At 66.1% G+C, this 239-nt stretch carries 1 protein-coding gene; it reads right to left on the bottom strand.

All coding sequences use genetic code 11. From position 1 onward, the window contains the following. Positions 1–185 (bottom strand): TRAM domain-containing protein (locus ACPYOG_RS20575; protein ID WP_481295920.1); only part of this gene is annotated, 185 nt, incomplete at its 3' end. Positions 186–239 lie beyond the last annotated feature (54 nt).

Genomic DNA, 239 nt, shown 5'->3' with positions numbered 1-239 from the left:
TCCAGGACCTCCACGACGTCGGCACGCCAGAAGCGGGACGACTCGCCGGAGTCGGTCAATCGGACGCGCACCTTCTCACCGGGGATGGCATGCCGTACGAAGATAACGCGGCCCTCGTGCCGTGCGACGAAATGCCCGCCGTGGGCGATCGGACCGACGCTGACGACGAGTTCATCACCTTCCACTGCCTGGGTTCCGCTGGTGTCGTTGTGCCCTGTGCGGGGCGGATTGCTGTGGGA

The organism is Leifsonia sp. HAY1-4F, assembly GCF_056755275.1.
Note: the sequence above shows the minus strand (reverse complement) of the source record. Positions and strands in the feature narration are given on the sequence as shown.